The following is a 16,209-nucleotide window of genomic DNA, read 5'->3' as shown; positions in this document are numbered from 1 at the left end:
CGCCGTGCCTGGCCAATGCAGGCGGCACCGCGACATCCCGGGCAGCGGCAGCGCCGCTGCCCCTTCCAACGGCGTCAGCCGGCCAGCAGGCGTGCGCGCAACGCCGCGTAGTCCGGTGCGATCGGCTCGGCCTGCGCTGGCCGCTGCAGCAGGGCCGCCAACGCCGGCGGCACCGGTACCGGCTGGCCGATCAGCGGCTCCACCACTGCCTCGAACTTGGCCGGATGCGCGGTCGCCGCCACCGCCCAGTCGCCCGCATCGGCCTCGGCGCCTTCGGCGCGGATCTGCTGCAGCACATGCAATGCGGTGGCGGTATGCGGGCAATGCACCTCGCCGTAACGGCGGAAGCGCTCGCCGATCAGCTGGCGGATCTGCGCATCGTCCACCGAATAGGACTGGAACTGCGCACGCAGCGCGGCATCGTCGCCGCGGTACAGCCAGCGCAGGCGCTCGAAATTGCTCGGCGCGCCGACGTCCATGGCATTGGCCACGGTGGCCACGCTGGGCCGCGGCGCGTAGTCGGCGCCGGCGAAATAATCCGGCAGCACGTGGTTGGCGTTGGTCGCCAGCACGATGCGGCCCAGCGGCACGCCCAGCCCGCGCGCCAGGATCGCCGCCAGGGCATTGCCGAGGTTGCCGGTCGGCACCACCAGGTTCAGCGCCTGCGCGTGCGCGGCGTAATGCACCAGTGCGCTGTGCGCGTAATAGCTCATCTGCGGCAGCAGCCGGCCCAGGCTGATGCTGTTGGCCGAACTCAGCGGCGCCTGCGCCTGCAGTTCGACATCGCTCAAAGCCTGCTTCACCAGCGCCTGGCAGTCGTCGAACGAACCGGCCACGCGCAGCGCCTGGATGTTGTCGCCGAAGCAGCCCAGCTGATGCGCCTGGCGCGGCGACACGCGCCCGTCCGGATACAGCACCACCACACGCAGGCCGGGCTGGCGATGGAAGGCCGCCGCCACCGCCGCACCGGTATCGCCGGAGGTGGCGACCAGGATGGTCAGCGGCGTGGCGGCATCGCGGCGCAGCCGCGTCAGGCAGGCGGCGAGGAAGCGCGCGCCGAAATCCTTGAACGCGGCAGTCGGCCCGTGGAACAGCTCCAGCGCGTGGTCGCCAGGCGTGGCCAGCGGCTGCAGCGGCGCGTCGAAGTCGAAGGCCTCGGCGCAGATCGTCGGCAACTCGGCGGCGAGCGCGTCGCCGTCGAAGAACGGCGCCAACAGGTCCGCTGCGGTTGCAGCCAGATTGGCGCCGGCACGCAGTGCGCGCGCTGGCGGCATCCGCTCGGGAACGTAAAGCCCGCCATCGGGCGCCAGGCCGGCGGCGATGGCCTGGCTGAGCGTGGCGGCAGGGGCGGCATGACGGGTGGAAATGAAGTTCATCGTTGATCCATGACGGGAAGAATGCGCCCCACCGCCGCCGTTTCGCCCTCGCCTTGCGCGGGGGAGTGCCGGCACCGCGAGCGGGACAAACGCGCATTGGCGAGCCAGGCGCGGGTTTGCCAGGCGGCAGTGGGACGGGGCCGACACCGCCACCACCGCCCGACTGAGGCAAGTGGCGCATGCGCATCGACACGTGCCGGTGGCGAACGTTACCAGATGGCGCGCGGCTGCGTCCTTCCCGGACCCGGCGCGGATAGCGCCCGCCGCTCCGACCGCGCGCTTGCCCGGCCACTGGCAACGCCATCGAGGCCTGTCCTGCGCGCGGAGGATCGTGCAAGGCGCTGCGGCGTTGCACCGTATCCGCTGCAACGCACCGAGAGCGCTGACGCGCGTGCCACTGGATGCTCGGCTGGATGGCAGAGGTATTCGCCGCAGCGGCGCCGGCACGGCCGCCAACTCAGGCCGTGGCAACGGAGGTGGCCATGCGCGTCCGCCGAAGCAGGCCTGCAGCGCTGGCCGCGTGCAAGGCCGGTGCACGCGACCGCGTCTTCGCCGCCTTGCGTGCGGCCAGGGCGGCGCCAGCACAGCGGCGGTGTCGCGCGGCGCCGCCTATCGTCTGCTGTGCCGGGCGAACGGACGCAAGCCAGAGCGTGCGAGCACCCGAGACTTATCGAGCTTGCGCCGCGCCTGGCAAGGGAGCGCGCGCAGGCGCCGCACCATCGAGGTAGGCACCGCGCGGACTGTCCAAACAGATGAAGTTCTGCGCATCATCGGCGCTGCCCTGGCCGATCCATAGCGCCGATTGCGGATAGTGGCAGAGCGGCCGGGTGCGGACCACGCCCTTGGCCGGGTCGTCATTGGCGTATTTTGCCGCGACGATGCGCTCTGGCGCGATGCCTTGCTCGACCCACGCCTCCATCGCCGACAACACGTCGTGCTGGCGATCGAGGGCCAATGCGGGCGGCCCGTACAGCGCGCCGAAGGCCGAGGTGCCGGGTCCGCCGGTGAAGTGGCCCATGCCGGGCACCATGAACAGGCGGAAGAACTGCTGGGTCTGCGCAAGCGCATCCCCGGCGCTGTTGCTCTGCGGATTGTCCAACGCTTGCCTGGCCACGACCGATTCGTAATAGGTGATCGCGCCCCGCGGCGGAACCACCGGATCTTCCCAGCCGATATACAGGATCATCTTGCCGTTGCGCGCGCGAAATCCGCTCAGATCCGCGGAGGTGGCGTCGATGACGCCGGCCAGCGGCTGGCCGGCGACCGGCTTGCGTTCGGCGCGGGCGACATCGCTATCGAAGTTCACCTGGGTATGGTCGAACCCGGCGCTGCCGGTATCGAACACCATGTTGGCGAAGAACTGGTTGGCGAGCACCGCATGGCCGCCACCGGGAACGGCGGCGTTGCCGGTGATCCACTGGTCCCATGTCCCCGGCGTGGCGACCGCGAACGGCTCGAAACCATAGTAGATGCGCTCGCCGGTGCGCGGGTTGACCGGGCCGGCAAGGATGGCGGCGAGCGCCTGCAGCTGCGCCGCAGTGAGACAAGCGTCGCTCTCGGCACCGCTGCACAACAGCACGCGCGGATCGAAGCGGCAGCGACGCGGGTCGTTGACCACGCCGTCGGCGGTGTGGTCCTTCGCATCGCATTGGGCGAGCGCGGCGGCCTGGATGGCCGGCAACTTGGCCGCCGCGATGGTCGCCGCCGGACTGCCGAACTCGGCGTCCTCCGACCACAGCCAGGAAAACGCGTTGTGGACCCAGGCGCTGGACGGCGCATCGGCGATGATGCCATCGAAGGCGCCCGGAAAGCGCTGCGCGGCGATCAACGCATCGCGGCCACCATTGGAGGCGCCGAAAAAGTAGGAATAGCGCGGCGCGCGGTGCGTGTAGGCGGAGACCAACGCCTTGCCGTTGGAGATCGTCGTGGCCAGCGCCTGATAGCCCCAGTCGACGATCTTCTGCGCGTGGCCGAGCGCAAAGCTGGCATCGCCGATCGACGCCCGGTGGCCGCTATCGGTGGTGGCGGTCGCATAGCCGCGGCGCAAGGCGAAACCAAGCGATCTGTATTGAATGTTGCCGGCAAAAACGACGGTGCCGACCTGCAGGTATTTCTGGTTCCAGCCCGAGGATGGAATCCACACCTCGAACCCGATTTCCGAATCGCTGGCCGGCCGCGACACCCCGACGACGCGACAGAACGCCGGCAGTCCGTCGAGCACGGTGCCGTCCGGCGCAGTGAAGCTGCCGGCGGGCACATCGGTAGCGCTGCTGATCGTGGTGGACGGCAGCGACAGCGCGAGCACGTCGGCGCAGGCGGCCGAGGCCGAGGCCGTTGTCAGCAAGGCGCCCGTTGCCGCCAGCGTGCGTAGCAACACAGGTAACCCGTTCAATCGAAACATGCGCATTTCCTTGACTGAAAAAGCAGTTGCAACGGACCGGCGGCCAGTGCGCGCACCGATGAAAGGGATGGCGTTGGTGGATGCCGCAACAGCGCCTGCGGCACTGCGGCGGGCATGCTTATCGGCGCAAGCGCTCCAGCAGCGAGGTGCTGGCGTATCCATCCGCTGGCAGATGCAGATCCTGCTGGTAGGCGCGGATGGCGGCACGCGTCATCGACCCCAGTACGCCGTCGGCGGTGCCGGGCGAGTAGCCCTTGGCGGTCAGCCGCTGCTGCAACTCGGTGATCTGCGCGACGCTGCTCAATGGCGGATCATCGGTCGGCCATGCGTGGGCCACGCCGCCAGCGCCCGCATAGCCGTCGGCCAGCAAGCCGATCGCCAGCGCGTAGGCTATGGAGTTGTTGTAGCGCAGGATGCTGCGGAAATTGCGCAGGACCAGAAAGGCCGGACCGCGATAACCGGCAGGCAACACGATGGCGGCTTGCTCCTGGGCGAGCGCGTCGGGAATGGCGAGCGTGGCGCCCATCACCCCGAGGCGTTGCCATTCGGCAACCGACTTTTCGGTCGAAAGGTCCGCCTGGGTGTAATCGAAACTCGCCGGTAGCTGCACTTCCTGGCCCCAGGGCGTGCGCGCGTTCCAGCCGCTACGCTGCAGATAGGAGGCCGTGGACGCCAGCGCATCGGCGCGGGACGTCCAGACGTCGCGCAGATGGTCGTGATCGAAATCGACCGCATAGTCCAGATAGGTGCTTGGAATGAATTGGGTCTGTCCCATGGCGCCGGCCCACGAACCAACCAGCTGGGTGCGTGCGGCGTCCTTGTTTTGCAGGATATGGAGCGCGGCCATCAATTGCGCGGCGCCGTAGTGCATGCGCCGCCCGCTGTAGGCGAGCGTGGCCAGCGAACGAATCACATCGCGGCTGCCGATGTCCTTCCCGTAGCCACTCTCCACGCACCAAATGGCCGCCACGATCCCGGCATCGACGCCATAGGCGCGCTCCACCTCGGGCAGCACCGGTTCGCTGCGCAGCAGTTGCTGGCCCTGCTGGATATTCTCCGCGCTCACGCGCTTGGCCAGATACTCCCAGATGGGGGTGGTGAATTCCGGTTGCGCCATATCCAGCTGGTGCACCGAAGGATCCGGCGTGACGACGCGGAAGGCGAGATCGAGCGTGCTTTGGTCGATGCCCTGGGCACTGGCATCGCTGCGGAACGTCGCCAGCCATTGCTGGAAATCCGCCTGGGAGGCGGCGTCGACCGGCGCGCTGGACGTCGCATCTGCGGCAAAACAAGCAGGAGCGGCCGATGCAGATGCAAGCGCAACGACCATCAGCGATGTAGCGAGAATAGTGGAACGCATGGGCTGTATATCCATAAATGGCGTTAATCAGACGCCGCGTGGTGGAGATCAATCGCAGCGTTTACTTTCGAAATGAAACACACCCCCCTTGGGACCAATCATCGGTCGCCACCGCAGCCGGCGTCGAGCGCAAGAAGCGAACAATCAACCACGTAAGCGAAGATCTCCGTAGACAGCGCAGCACTTGCCGCCCTGGCCGATTCGCCGTATCTATTGAACGATGCCGGCGCGGGGGCGCTGGCGGCGCCACCCGATCGGGGAGGCATGGCACGGCGTTGCCGCCGAGCGCCAACAAGCGGTACGGCGCAACGCGGGCGCGGGCGCAAGCTAGAGCAACCTGGCGCCCTGGCAGTTCAGCGAAGACACCCAGCGCTGGCTGGCGAAACCAGCCACCGCGAACGCCGCCTGCACCGCAGGCGCGGCCGCCTCGGCCGCCGCACGGGTCGGGAACCACGCGAAGATGCTTGGGCCGGCGCCGGAAATGCTCGCGCCCATCGCACCGGCGTCCAGCGCGGCGTGCTTGGCCGCATCGAAGCCGGCGATCAACGGCGCACGCCGCGGCTCGATCAGCACGTCGCGCAGCCCAGCGCGCACCAGCGCTTCGTCGCCGGCGTGGCAACCCGCCAGCACCAGCGCCAGATTGGAACTCTGCGCCACGAACTCGCCGAGTCGGTAGTCGCCGGCCAGCGCCGCGCGCGCGCGGCGTGTCTCCAGCACTGCGTCGGGATGCACCAGCAGGCTGTGCCAGGCCGCCGGCACCGGCAGCGGCACCATCCGCTGCAACGTGGACAGCACCAGCCCGCCCAGGAACATCGGGCCGAGGTTGTCGCCATGGCGACTGCCGCTGGCCACCGCCTCGCCCTCCAGCGAATACAGATACAGCTGCTGGCGTGACAATGGCGCGTCCAGCAGCGCATTGGCCGCCACCAGCGCGGCCACGCACGAGGCCGCCGACCCGCCCATGCCGGAACCGAGCGGGATGCCCTTGTCGATCTCGATCTCGAAGCCGAACGGCAGCTCCAGCGCCTCGCGCAGCGCGATCAGCGCCGCGCCGGCGGTGTTGCGCGCCGCCTCCAGCGGCAGCGCCACCGTAGTGCCGCGGATCGCGGCGATGCGCACCTGCGGCGCGTCGATGCGACGCACCGTCACCGTGTCGCCCACGCCTTCCAGCGCATAGCCGAGCAAATCGAAGCCCACCGCCACGTTGGCCACCGAGGCCGGCGCGAAGGCGCGTGCCTCGCGCGGCGCGGTGCGCGCGCCGGGGTTCGGGGCCATCGCCATCTGCGCTTCGCTCACAGCCGCGCGCCCTCGCCCGCCGCCACCCGCAGCAGGTCGGCGAACACGCCGGCGGCGGTGACTTCCGGACCGGCGCCGGGACCCTGCACCACCAGCGGATTGTCGCAATAGCGGCGGGTGGTGAACTGCACCACGTTGTCGGTCAGGCGCAGGTTGGCGAAGGCGTGCTCGGCCGGCAGTTCCACCAGGCCGACGCTGGGCGCGCGCTCCGGGGTCAGCTGCGCCACGTAGCGCAGCACGCAGCCGCGCGCCCTGGCCGCCTGCAGGCGCTGCGCGAACGCCGCGTCCACTTCGTGCAGGCCAGCCATGAAATCCTCCACGCTGGCCTGGCGCAGCGCTTCCGGCACCAGGCTCTCCACCGCCACGTCCTCCAGGCTCAGCTCGCGCCCGGCCTCGCGCGCCAGGATCACCAGCTTGCGCGCCACGTCGGTGCCTGACAGGTCGTCGCGCGGATCCGGCTCGGTATAGCCCATGCCGCGCGCATCGGTGACCAACTGCGAGAACGGCACGCTGCCATCGTACTTGTTGAACAGCCAGGCCAGGGTGCCGGAGAAGATGCCCTCGATCGCAGTGACCACGTCGCCGGTATCGACCAGGTCGCGCAGCGTGGTGATCACCGGCAGGCCGGCGCCGACCGTGGCTTCGTAGCGGAAGCGCGCGCCGCTGCTCGCGGCGGCGGCGCGGATCGCATGGAAACGCGCCAGCGGCCCGGCACCGGCCTGCTTGTTCGGGGTGACCACGTGGATGCCGGCGGCAAGCCAGCCGGCGTAGCGGTCGGCGACGTCGGCGCTGCCGCTGCAATCGATGATGACCGCATGCGGCAGGTGCGCCGACAGCAGGTGCGCGGTGAACGCATCCAGGTCGGTGGGCTGCTGGCCGCTGGCGAAGGCCTGCCGCCAGTCGCCGGCGATCGCGCGGGTTTCCAGGCACATCGCGCTGCGCGAGGCGATCGCGCGCAGGCGCAGGTCGAGGTTGGCCTTGGCCAGCAGCTGCGGCTGCGCTGCGCGCAGTTGGTCGAGCAGCGTCTTGCCGACGTTGCCCGGGCCGATCACCCCGACCGAGAAGGTCTGCGGCGACAGCCAGAACCCGGCATGCGCCGCGCGCAGCGCCTTGGTCGCATGCGCGCTGTCGATCGCCACCGAGATATTGCGCTCCGAGGAACCCTGCGCAATCGCCAGGATGTTGACCTGGGCGCGGCCCAGCGATTCGAACAGGCGCGCGGCCACGCCCGGCTGCCCGGCCATGCCGTCGCCGACCGCGGCCAGCACACTGATGCCGGTGGTCAGTTGCACGCGCTGCACCTGGCCGAGCACCAGTTCGTGCGCGAACGCCGACAGCAGCGCGTCGCGCGCGCGTTCGCATTCGTTCTGCCGCACCACGCAGCAGATCGAATGCTCCGAGGAGCCCTGCGAGATCATCACCACCGACACCCGCGCATTGCGCAGCGCGGCGAACACGCGCTCGGCGGTGCCGGGCACGCCGATCAGGCCGGTGCCTTCCAGGTTCAGCACCGCCAGATCCGGGCTCAGGGTCAGGCCCTTGATCGGCCCGCTGGTCGCGCTGCTGGCGGTGATGCGGGTGCCCGGGTGTTCGGGCTGGAAGGTGTTGCGGATGATGATCGGCAGGCCGCGCTCGATCGCCGGCGACATGGTCTGCGGATGCACCACCTTGGCGCCGAAATAGGCCAGTTCGCAGGCCTCGTCGTAACTCAGCGTTTCGAGCTGCACGGCTTCGGGCACCACCCGCGGGTCGGCAGAGAGCACGCCGTCCACGTCGGTCCAGATATGCAGTTCGTCGGCATCGAACAACGCGGCGAAGATCGCGCCGGAGTAGTCGCTGCCGTTGCGGCCGAGCGTGGTGATGCGCCCGGCGCGGTCGCGGGCGACGAAGCCGGTGACCACGACGCGCTGCTGCGGGTGCTGCGCGCGCCAGTCGGCCAGGCGCGCCGCGCTGGCCTCCCAGTCCACGTCCACGCCCAGTTCGCCTCGGTCCACCACCAGCACCTCGCGCGCGTCCAGCACCGCGCAGTCCTCGCCCAGCGCACGCAGATGTTCGCCGAGCAATTGCGCCGAATACACCTCGCCCAGGCCCTGCACCCGGTCCAGCACCTCGCGCGGCAACTCGCCGATCACCGCCAGCGCGCCGAGGATCTCGGCCAGGTGCGCGAAGCGCGCATCCAGCCATTCCACCGTGGCGCCAGCATGCTCGCCGAGCAGCGACACCGCCGCGGCGCGGTGCCGCGCGCGGGTCTCGTGCCAGCGCTCGCGCCAGTCGCCGTTCTCGCTGGCGGCCAGTTCGGCCAGCCCGATCAGTGCATCAGTGACGCCCTTCATCGCCGAGACCACGGTGATCTGCAGAGCTTCCGGGCGCGTCAGCAGCAGCTGCGCGACATGGCGATAACAGTCGGCGTCGGCCACCGACGTGCCGCCGAACTTGTGGACGACGGAGCGCGCGGCGAGCGCGGGATCTGCGGAGGGTACGGAAGCGACAGCGGGGGACGGCATGGGAGACCTCGGAGTAGAGGCCCCGCTCGCATCAGGCCGACGGGTTCCCCCGCATCCTGATCCGGGTGCGGGGCCGTGGGTTTCGAAAGTTACGCGAAAACGACGGGCCGCACCGGGCGAATGGTGTGGATGGTAATACCGGTGTTAATGCCCGCGCAAAGCGCCGCCGTGCGCCGCAGCGCGGGCGGAACGACACAGCTGGCGAGGGCGAAGGCGTGGTGCATGGCAGCAAGGGGACATCATGCGCCGGGGTGCTGTCAAGCGCCGCACGCAGCCCGACCGCAAACGCACTGCGGCCGGGTCGATCGGTTGCAAAAGTTACCATCGGCGCAGCACCCAGGATCGCGCGGCATCGAGCACTGCCGCCGGTGGCGCCGGCACCGACGCGAGCGCATGGCGAGTGGCCTCGCGCATGCGCCGCGGACGCACGCAGATCCCGCTGCTGCGTGCGCGGCCTAGCGGTCAGTGCTGCGGTTTGTCGGTGGTCGGCTGCTGCTGCGGATCGGTGGTGGGTTGCTGAGGATCGGTGGCCGGCGGCGTGGCGGGCGGTGTGCCTTGGGTTGCATCGCTGCCCATCGCCGCATCGCCGGTGGTACCCGTTGCCGGGGGCGAACCTGCGTCCTGCCCGCGGCCGGGGCCGTGCTGCCATCGGCGGCGGGTGGTGGCGCTGCGCTCTGCTCATGCGTGGGCTGGTCGCCATCGCGATGGCAGGCGACCAGGGCGGCCAGGACCGAACCGATCAACGCGACGTTCAATGTCTTGCTCATGTGCTTGCTCATGTGGGTAACTCCTGCTTTGGCATTCGTACCGTGCTGAGTGGGTGCGGCCGCGCTCGGGCGACCGGAGGAACGAGCCCGCATCTGCGATGCCGCCGCCGGGTCGCGTACGCGATCCGGCCGGCAGCGGCAAGCGCGGCAACGGCAACGTTGCTGCATTTGCGGACCGGCATAGGCTACGCAATACGGCGCTCAGATGGCGTCGGCATAGGGTGTGGATCGCGTTATCCGCAGTCCCGGCATTTCACCTGCATCGACTCACCTGCATCGACGGCGCTGCTGCCGATGGCGTGCACAGCGAACGCCAGCAGCGACGACCGCGCCGGCTGCGCGATTGCCGCAATGGTGGTGACCCCGGCGCGATTCGAACGCACGACCTGTCCCTTAGGAGGGGACCGCTCTATCCAGCTGAGCTACGGGGCCTTGGCCGGCGCATTGTCGCACGATCGCCGCGCTTGCCAAGCCCGCCGCGGCGCGCGGCGAATGCGGCCGGGCCCGCCCGGTCTGCTAAAATTGCGGGCTAGTCGCGTCCCGCGTCCCCCGCCTGCGGTCGCCTTCCCTGTCGCAACGAACCCAGGAGATTCCATGTCCGCTGACCTGCTCAAGGCGCTCGGCCTGACCGCGTCCAATTCCGGTACCTACCTCGGCAACGGCGAGTGGTCCACGGCCACCGGTGCCGGCGTGCTGCAGCCGCTGAACCCCTCCAGCAACACGGTGATCGCCGAGGTGCAGGCGACCACCGCGCAGGACTACGAGACCGTGGTCGCCCGCGCCCAGGCTGCGTTCAAGGTCTGGCGCACCACCCCGGCGCCGCGCCGCGGCGAGGCGGTACGCCTGTGCGGCGATGCGCTGCGCAAGCACAAGGACGCGCTGGGGTCGCTGGTCGCGCTGGAAATGGGCAAGAGCAAGCCCGAGGGCGACGGCGAAGTGCAGGAGATGATCGACATCGCCGATTTCGCGGTCGGCCAGAGCCGCATGCTGTACGGCTACACGCTGCACTCCGAGCGTCCCGGCCACCGCATGTACGAGCAGTACCAGCCGCTGGGCCTGGTCGGCATCATCAGCGCGTTCAACTTCCCGGTCGCGGTGTGGGCGTGGAATGCCTTCCTGGCGGCGATCTGCGGCGATATCTGCCTGTGGAAGCCGTCCAACAAGACCCCGCTGACCGCGATCGCGTCGATGAAGATCTGCAACGCCGCGCTGCGCGACGCCGGCTTCCCGGACATCTTCTTCCTGATCAACGACGCCGGCACCGAACTGGCCGAAACGCTGGTCGAGGACCAGCGCATCGCGCTGATCAGCTTCACAGGCTCGACCCAGGTCGGACGCAATGTCGCCGAGAAGTGCGCGCGGCGCCTAGGCCGCTGCCTGCTGGAACTGGGCGGCAACAACGCGATCGTCCTCGACGAAAGCGCCGACCTGAAGCTGGCGATCCCCGGCATCGTGTTCGGCGCGGTCGGCACTGCCGGCCAGCGCTGCACCACCACCCGCCGGCTGATCGTGCACGAATCCATCTACGACACGGTGCTGGCGACGCTGATCAAGGCCTACAAGCAGGTCGAAGGCAAGATCGGCGACCCCACCGACCCGGCCAACCTGATGGGACCGCTGAACAGCCGCAGCGCGGTCGAGCAGTTCCTGGTCTCGATCGAAAAGGCCAAGGCCGCCGGCGGCACCGTCGAGACCGGCGGCACCGCCCTGGACCGTCCCGGCAACTTCGTGCTGCCGGCGATCGTCACCGGCCTGCACAACGGCGACGAGGTGGTGCAGCACGAGACCTTCGCGCCGATCCTGTATGTGATGAAGTACAGCAGCCTGGACGAGGCCATCGACCTGCAGAACGGCGTGCCGCAGGGCCTGTCCTCGTCGATCTTCACCCAGAACCTGAAGGCGGCGGAGAAGTTCCTGTCGGCGGCCGGCAGCGACTGCGGCATCGCCAACGTCAACATCGGCACTTCCGGCGCGGAGATCGGCGGCGCGTTCGGCGGCGAGAAGGACACCGGCGGCGGCCGCGAATCCGGCTCGGACGCGTGGAAGGTGTACATGCGCCGGCAGACCAACACGATCAACTATTCCGACTCGCTGCCGCTGGCGCAGGGCATCAAGTTCGATCTTTGACACAATGCGCGCAGCGTCCCGCCGCACGATCCACCATTGCCTGAAGGAGTCCGGCCGATGAGCAACATACGTGAAACCAATTCGCTCGCCGTGATCAGCCTGGTCGCCGGCATCCTCGGCTGGACCCTGATGCCGGTGCTGGGCAGCCTCGGCGCGATCGTCACCGGGCACCTGGCGCGCGCCGAGATCCGCCGCCAGCCGCAACGCTTCCAGGGCGACGGACTGGCGGTCGGCGGGCTGATCCTGGGCTGGACCGCGGTGATCGTCGCGGTCCTGTCGGTGCTGGCGTTCGTGCTGTTCTTCGGCGGGCTGGCCTGGTTCGCCAGCACCCAGGCCTGAGCCGATGGACGCCTCCGCTCCGCGCGAACGCTTCAGCGACCGCGTCGCCGACTACGTCCGCTACCGTCCCGACTATCCGCCGGCGCTGCTGGACTGGGTGCACGGGGAACTGGGCGTGGCACGCGACGCACAGGTCGCCGATATCGGCGCCGGCACCGGCATTTCCACCCGCATGTTCCTGCAGGCCGGGCATCCGGTGCTGGCGGTGGAGCCGAACGCGGCGATGCGCGCCGCCGCCGAGACCTTGCTGCGCGATTTCCCCGGCTTCGCCGCGATCGACGGCAGCGCCGAGGCCACCACCCTGCCCGCCACCAGCGTCGACCTGATCAGCGCCGCGCAGGCCTTCCACTGGTTCGACCTGGACGCGGTACGCCACGAATGGGCGCGCGTGCTGCGTCCCGGCGCGCTGGCACTGGTGTACTGGAACTCGCGGCTGCTGGAAGGCACGCCATTCCTGCACGACTACGAGCAATTGCTGCGCGACTACGGCACCGACTACAGCGCGGTGGCCGAGCGCTACCACGACGATGCGACCATGCAGCGCTGGTTCGGCGCCGGGCTGCGCGGCACGGCCCAGTGTCCCAACGTGCAGCAGCTGGACTACGACAGCCTGCGCGGGCGCCTGCTGTCCTCCTCATACGCGCCGCTGGCCGGGCATCCGCGCCACGAACCGATGCTGGCCGCGCTGCGCGCGCTGTTCGATCGCCACCAGGTCGATGGCCTGGTCGATGTCCATTACCGTACCCGTGCCTTCGCCGGCACGTTGAACTGAGCTGTGCCCATGTATTCCCTCGCCCGCCCGTTCCTGTTCGCCCTCGACGCCGAGCGCGCCCATGCGCTGGGCCTGCGCGCGATCGAGATGGCCTACCGCACCGGCACCAATCCGTTGCTGGCCAAGGCGATCGCGCCGATGCCCACGCGCGCGTTCGGCCTGGAGTTTCCCAACCCGGTCGGGCTGGCCGCAGGCCTGGACAAGAACGGCGAGCACATCGACGCGCTGCTGGCGCTGGGCTTCGGCTTCGTCGAGATCGGCACCACCACCCCGCGCCCGCAGCCGGGCAATCCGAAACCGCGCATGTTCCGGCTGCCGCGCGAGCAGGCGGTGATCAACCGCATGGGCTTCAACAACCTCGGCGTGGACGCGCTGGTGCGCAACATCGAACGCGCGCGCCGCCGCCACGGCCTGCTCGGCATCAACATCGGCAAGAACAAGGACACGCCGAACGAGGACGCCGCGTCGGACTACCTGCATTGCCTGGAAAAGGTCTACGCACTGGCCGACTACGTGACAGTCAACATCTCCTCGCCGAACACCGCCGGCCTGCGCGAGCTGCAGGAAGAACAGGCGCTGCGGCAACTGGTGTCGCAATTGCGCGAGGCGCAGGAAGCGCTGGCCGCGCGCCACGGCAAGCGCGTGCCGATGCTGGTCAAGGTCGCGCCGGACCTGAGCGACAGCGACATCGATGCAGCGGCGCGGGTGCTGTCGGACCTGCAGGTGGACGGCGTCATCGCCACCAACACCACCATCGCCCGCCCCGGCCTGGAGCACGACGCGCTGGGTGCCGAAGCCGGCGGCCTGTCCGGCGCGCCGCTGCTGGACCAGTCCACGCTGGTGCTGCGCCGGCTGCGCGCGCGCCTGCCCGAGGCGATCCCGTTGATCGGGGTCGGCGGCATCCTGTCCGGCACCGATGCGGTGGCGAAGATGGCCGCCGGCGCAGCGCTGGTGCAGTGCTACAGCGGGCTGGTGTTCCGCGGCCCGGCGCTGATCGGCGAATGCGTCGAGGCGATGCGCCGGCGCCGCGAAGCGCCCAGCCGCGGCGCGGTCGCTGCACTATGAGCAACGCCTGGTCGCTGACCGCGAATGCGCCGCTGCAGGCGCTGAACACCTTCCATGTGGCCGCGCAGGCGCCGTGGCTGCTGCAGATCTTCGCCCCCGAGGCGCTGCCCGAGGCACTGCTGGCGCCGCAGCTGGCCGGCGCGGCGCTGCTGCCGCTGGGCAGCGGCAGCAACTTGCTGTTCGCCGGCGACGCGCCCGGCGTAGTGCTGGCCTTCGCCAACCGCAGCATCGACACGCTCGAACACCGCGTGGACTACGCCATCGTCCGCGCCGGCGCCGGGGTGGGCTGGCACGAGCTGGTGATGTGGTCGCTGGCGCAGGGCCTGTCGGGCCTGGAGAACCTGGCGCTGATCCCCGGCACGGTCGGCGCCGCGCCGATCCAGAACATCGGCGCCTATGGCGCGCAGGTCGGCGAGTTCGTGCACGTGGTCGAGGCCTACGACCGCGCCGACGCGCGCTTCGTGCGGCTGGATGCGGCCGCCTGCGAGTTCGGCTACCGCGACAGCCTGTTCAAGCGCCAGCCCGACCGCTACCTGATCGCCGCGGTGGAATTCAACCTGCCGCGGCTGCATGCGCTGCGCCTGGACTACGCCGGCATCGGCGAGGAACTGGACGCGCTCGGCATCGCCATGCCCGGCGCGCCCGACGTGGCGCAGGCGGTGATCAACATCCGCCGCCGCAAGCTGCCCGACCCGGAGGTGCTCGGCAACGCCGGCAGCTTCTTCAAGAATCCGCTGCTGCCGGCCGAGCAGGCGCAGGCGTTGCAGCACGCGTACCCAGCGTTGCCGGTGTTCCCCGGCGATGCCGAGGAGCAGCGCAAGCTGTCGGCGGCATGGCTGATCGAGGCCTGCGGCTGGAAAGGCCACCGCGACGGCGACGCCGGCGTCTCCGCGGCGCACGCGCTGGTGCTGGTCAATCACGGCCAGGCCAGCGGCGCCGAGCTGCTGGCGCTGGCGCGGCGCATCTCCGCCTCGGTGCTGGAGCGCTTCGGCGTGATCCTGGAGCCGGAACCGCGCATCGTCGGCGCGTACTGGTGAAGCAGACGGTGTCGCTGCGCGCGGCCGCGCTGATGCTGGGCAGCACGCTGTCGTTCGGATTCATGGTGGTCGCGATCCGGCTGGCCTCCGCGCACCTGTCCACGGTGGAGATCGCCTTCTTCCGCAACCTGTTCGGCCTGCTGTTCCTGCTGCCGATGCTGCTGCGCCCGGGCCAGCCGTTGCCGCGTACCGCGCAGCTGCCGCGCTACCTGCTGCGCACCGCGATCGGCCTGGTGTCGATGCTGGCCGGGTTCTGGGCGATCGGCCACCTGCCGCTGTCGCAGGCGATCGCGCTGTCCTACTCCACGCCGCTGTTCGTGACCCTGGCCGCGGCGTTGTGGCTGGGCGAGAACGTGCGCCTGCGGCGCTGGATGGCGGTGCTGTGCGGCTTCGCCGGCGTGCTGATCATCCTGCGCCCCGGCGCGGCCACGTTCAACGCCGGCACCCTGGTCGCGCTGCTGGCGGCAGTGATGGGCGCGCTGGTGGCGATCCAGATCAAGCAGCTGGCACGGGTGGATGCGGCCAATACTGTGGTGTTCTACACCTACGCGTTCTGGGTGCCGATGTCGCTGCTGCCCGCCCTGTTCGCCTGGACCTGGCCGCAGGGCATCGACTGGCTATGGCTGCTCGCCACCGGCCTGTTCGGCACGCTCGGGCAACTGCTGTGGACGCAGGCGCTGCGCATCGGCGAAGTCTCGGCGCTGACCCCGATCAGCTTCATGCAGCTGCCGTTCGTGGCGCTGCTTGGCTGGTGGCTGTTCGCCGAGGCGATCGCCGCGCATACTCTGCTCGGCGCGAGCATCATCGTCGCCGCCAACGCCTACATCGCGCATCGCGAATCGGTCCTGGCCAAGCGCGCCGCCACGTGCGCGCCGCTGGAAGGAGCAAAACCGGGCGAATAAGGGTGCCGCCACGTCTGCGCAAACACCATCCATGGGCGCACGATCGATTCCATCAGCGCCGATACGGCGCCTGTGCTTGCGTGGCATCGTTGCGTCGCCTGTTGCTGCGGCCGGCACCGCCCGCCTGCGCCATCGAGGTTCCCGCGTCTACACCGCCCGACATGCGCCAGCGCATGGGCGTCGTGGCCGCGACCAGCCCGTGTCGCAATCTGGCCGCGGCCGCGGCACTCGACATCCTCGTTCACGACGACGATCGAGCGGCA

General features: G+C 69.7%; 12 protein-coding genes and 1 tRNA gene. 6 read left to right on the top strand and 7 right to left on the bottom strand.

The features are described from left to right. Window positions 1-74: 74 nt before the first annotated feature. The 7 genes from thrC to E4A48_RS05165 all read right to left on the bottom strand — a co-directional run bounded on the left by thrC (window position 75) and on the right by E4A48_RS05165 (window position 10,136). Entirely contained in the window at window positions 75-1,376 is a 1,302-nt protein-coding gene (gene thrC, locus E4A48_RS05195) for a threonine synthase (RefSeq protein WP_039005133.1), read from the bottom strand. Window positions 1,377-2,043: 667 nt separating this feature from the next. Further along, window positions 2,044-3,777: a tannase/feruloyl esterase family alpha/beta hydrolase gene (locus E4A48_RS05190; RefSeq protein WP_260608068.1), complete on the bottom strand. Its 1,734-nt coding sequence runs from the start codon at window positions 3,775-3,777 to the stop codon at window positions 2,044-2,046. 118 nt (window positions 3,778-3,895) lie between these two features. Further along, a complete protein-coding gene (locus E4A48_RS05185) occupies window positions 3,896-5,137 on the bottom strand; it encodes a lytic murein transglycosylase (protein ID WP_142741990.1) in 1,242 nt (413 codons plus the stop codon). Window positions 5,138-5,464: 327 nt separating this feature from the next. Then, window positions 5,465-6,418, bottom strand: coding sequence for a homoserine kinase (locus tag E4A48_RS05180; protein WP_142741989.1), 954 nt, complete (start codon window positions 6,416-6,418; stop codon window positions 5,465-5,467). Window positions 6,419-6,429: 11 nt separating this feature from the next. After that, entirely contained in the window at window positions 6,430-8,937 is a 2,508-nt protein-coding gene (gene thrA / locus E4A48_RS05175) for a bifunctional aspartate kinase/homoserine dehydrogenase I (protein WP_039005137.1), read from the bottom strand. A gap of 89 nt (window positions 8,938-9,026) precedes the next feature. Further along, window positions 9,027-9,161 (bottom strand): hypothetical protein, encoded by a 135-nt coding sequence (locus E4A48_RS20925; protein WP_256703881.1) that lies wholly within the window; start codon window positions 9,159-9,161, stop codon window positions 9,027-9,029. Between the two features lie 898 nt (window positions 9,162-10,059). Further along, window positions 10,060-10,136: transfer RNA gene (locus tag E4A48_RS05165), tRNA-Arg, on the bottom strand. Between the two features lie 162 nt (window positions 10,137-10,298). Between E4A48_RS05165 and amaB the strand changes: the two genes are divergently transcribed. Genes amaB through E4A48_RS05135 form a run of 6 tightly spaced genes read left to right on the top strand, consistent with a single transcriptional unit; the run spans window position 10,299 to window position 15,946 of the window. Beyond that, on the top strand, window positions 10,299-11,831 hold the full coding sequence (gene amaB, locus E4A48_RS05160) for an L-piperidine-6-carboxylate dehydrogenase (RefSeq protein ID WP_142741988.1): 1,533 nt from the start codon (window positions 10,299-10,301) through the stop codon (window positions 11,829-11,831). A 57-nt stretch (window positions 11,832-11,888) separates the two neighbouring features. Then, window positions 11,889-12,170 carry a DUF4190 domain-containing protein gene (locus E4A48_RS05155; RefSeq protein ID WP_142741987.1) on the top strand — a complete coding sequence of 94 codons (282 nt, stop codon included), beginning with the start codon at window positions 11,889-11,891 and terminating at the stop codon, window positions 12,168-12,170. Window positions 12,171-12,174: 4 nt separating this feature from the next. Beyond that, window positions 12,175-12,942 carry a class I SAM-dependent methyltransferase gene (locus E4A48_RS05150; RefSeq protein WP_039005142.1) on the top strand — a complete coding sequence of 256 codons (768 nt, stop codon included), beginning with the start codon at window positions 12,175-12,177 and terminating at the stop codon, window positions 12,940-12,942. Window positions 12,943-12,951: 9 nt separating this feature from the next. Then, the gene (locus tag E4A48_RS05145) at window positions 12,952-14,007 is read left to right on the top strand and encodes a quinone-dependent dihydroorotate dehydrogenase (RefSeq protein ID WP_142741986.1); all 1,056 of its coding nucleotides are present in this window, start codon (window positions 12,952-12,954) and stop codon (window positions 14,005-14,007) included. After that, on the top strand, window positions 14,004-15,044 hold the full coding sequence (gene murB, locus E4A48_RS05140) for a UDP-N-acetylmuramate dehydrogenase (protein WP_039005145.1): 1,041 nt from the start codon (window positions 14,004-14,006) through the stop codon (window positions 15,042-15,044). Before E4A48_RS05145 ends, murB begins: the two co-directional genes overlap by 4 nt. A 32-nt stretch (window positions 15,045-15,076) precedes the next feature. Continuing rightward, window positions 15,077-15,946: a DMT family transporter gene (locus tag E4A48_RS05135; protein ID WP_185910754.1), complete on the top strand. Its 870-nt coding sequence runs from the start codon at window positions 15,077-15,079 to the stop codon at window positions 15,944-15,946. Window positions 15,947-16,209 lie beyond the last annotated feature (263 nt).

Origin of the sequence: Xanthomonas translucens pv. cerealis (assembly GCF_006838285.1) — a bacterium.
In the GTDB taxonomy this organism is placed as follows: domain Bacteria; phylum Pseudomonadota; class Gammaproteobacteria; order Xanthomonadales; family Xanthomonadaceae; genus Xanthomonas_A; species Xanthomonas_A cerealis.
This window is presented reverse-complemented; position numbering and strand designations above follow the sequence as displayed.